Origin of the sequence: Caballeronia sordidicola (assembly GCF_002220365.1) — a bacterium.
GTDB classification, from domain to species: Bacteria; Pseudomonadota; Gammaproteobacteria; order Burkholderiales; family Burkholderiaceae; genus Caballeronia; species Caballeronia sordidicola_C.
This window is the reverse complement of record NZ_MTHB01000127.1, coordinates 1-2281: the sequence shown is the minus strand read 5'-3', so window position 1 is coordinate 2281 and position 2281 is coordinate 1. Positions and strand designations below refer to the sequence as shown.

Here is a 2281-nt window from a genome sequence, read left to right as displayed (position 1 = left end):
AAGGAGTCATTGCGCGCAAGCGTGAAACTCAGCATTTCGCTGTCAAACCTCTGGAGTCTGCATCACGCTCACACGGGTGGATATTGGACCTTTCCTAAATGCGGCAGCGGGTGTGACTGGGATATAGCATGCGGCGCGATTCGCCGAACCAGCGAACCGCTTAGCCACACGTTTGAAGAAATTGAAATTGCGAGCGCGAACCGCGCTTGCGCAGAAACGGAAAAGCCGTTGCAGGATCGCTCCGGCAACGGCTTTTTTTCTACTTGATTTTCAGCGAGCGGGCGGTTCCATACTGGAAACGCCCGCTGTCACATCAACTGCTTAGTTATGCAAGGCGATCTGCACGCCTTGTTGAATCAGCAGTTCCGTGTGCGCGCCCGAGTGCTCGTACACGTTGTACGTCACGCCACCCACTTGCGCCGTACCTTCCTGATGCCACACGCCGTCCGCCACGCCCGCAATGTGCGCGTTCGACAAATCCACGGAGTCGCCATCCGCGCCGTTCACCATCATCTGTTGCTTGCCGTCCTTCTGGAACAGGTCCTGCTCGCCCAGGTTCAGCACGTCAGTCAGCGACAGCTTCAGGTGGTTTTCATGGCCGCCCAGGTCGATCACTTCAATACCCGAGATCTTCGCCGCCGCCGTTTTACCAGTCAGCGATGTCAGGTCCAGGATCTGATGGTCGCCCGTCAGATGCAACGTGTTCACGGCAGGCGTGGGACTCGTTGCGTCGGCTGGGTGTACCGTGCTGCCTTGAATGTGAGCGGTCGCCTCCTTGAAATAGACCGTTGGGTCCACGTTCAAATCTACCGTGTCATGACCAGTCGTTCCGGTGAAGGCCTGATGGTCGCCCACTACACTGTGCGGTTGATCAGCCGTGGCAGCGGGTTGATCGGTCGTCCCGGCAGCCGCCAAAGCTTGCGCATCAACGGAAGAGTCGTGATGTGTGGCGCTGAGGACAGTAGGCAAAGTACTTTTCGCGCCAGTCGCAGTCAGGTATGTGTGGTAATAATTTGGAGAGTCATACCCCGCTGCTGGGTAAGGGTACTGTACTTCCGCGGCCAATATTTGGCCAATCGTGCTGCTGTACGTGTATACGTCATTCTTATTAATTAGCTGTGACCTGCCAGTTCCAGTTGTTCCGTACGCAGTGATCGTAACCACGGTGTTTAGGCCCATTGATCCGTAATATATCCCTTCAACCAGGTTGTTCATATTATTGCCGGTGTACCAATTCCCTGCGAAGTAAGTATTCACACGAAGGCTTTGGTCTCCAACCTGCAGTAAGGCAATCAAACACGTGTTGTTTGAATCTACTGGCGCACCCTGGATGTCCATAATGTAGTTCGGGTATGTTGAACCGTAAAGGGGGTTTACCATACCAGATATGTCTAACTTGATGCCTTGCAAATGGGTGGATGCACTCGCCTCGGTAAATGAATACCCTGCCGAATATTGACCAGTTCCGACGCTGTTTTCCACGCGCGCTGTATAGGTATGATCCCCCACCGCCACGTTTGAATCGTTGAACGACCAGCTCGTGCCATTCACGGTCGCAGTGCCGACCTTCACGCTGTCGCGGTAGACCACCAGCGTCTCACCAGTCAGCAACGCACTCGACACAGTGCCTTGAACAATCGGCGAGGTGTCTTTCGTCGAACCGCCACTAGGGACGTTCACATAGCTGCCCGACGAATCATCGACCAGGTTCGTGATTGCAACCGTTTCCACCGGTGTATGGGGAGCGGTATCGACCGTCACCGTCCACGGGTTAGATAGGGCACTTTGCGGCTGTCCGCTGGCGAACTGCGTGGCGGTAAAGGTATGAGCACCGTCAAGCAACGCGGTCGGAGGTATGATTGACCAGTGACCGGTACCGTCCACGGTCGTTTCTCCAACCCCCCTGCCATCCACGAAAAGCCAGAGTGTATCGCCAGCCGTGCCCGTACCCCTGATGGTGGGCTGGTTGTCGTCGGTCGTACCGTTGTTCGGCACTGGACCCTGAACCGGACCCACTGCGTCTTGCACGTCCGTAATCACCGGCGCGGATGGGACGTTACTTAACTCGTTGAACGTAAATGGACCTGACCTGGGGCCGTTGCCAGACGAGTTCTCAACTTGGGCCGTATAGGTGTGGCTTCCCACTCCCACGCCTGAGTCGTTGAACGTCCATCCCGTTCCAGACACCGTAGCGGTACCGACCTTTTGACCGTCGCGATAAACCGCAAGCGTCTCGCCGGCGAGCAACGCGGACGATACCGAACCGTGCACCACCGGCGCC

The 2281-nt window shown here is 56.2% G+C and carries 2 protein-coding genes; one reads left to right on the top strand and one right to left on the bottom strand.

The window, feature by feature from the left end; translation table 11 throughout:
• Positions 1–267: hypothetical protein (locus BSU04_RS47140; RefSeq protein WP_218827274.1), on the top strand; the 267-nt coding region annotated here is incomplete at its 5' end.
• Between the two features lie 54 nt (positions 268–321).
• Here BSU04_RS47140 and BSU04_RS46510 read toward each other — a convergent pair.
• The coding region (locus BSU04_RS46510; RefSeq protein ID WP_179258384.1) for an Ig-like domain-containing protein at positions 322–2281 on the bottom strand (1960 nt) is incomplete at its 5' end.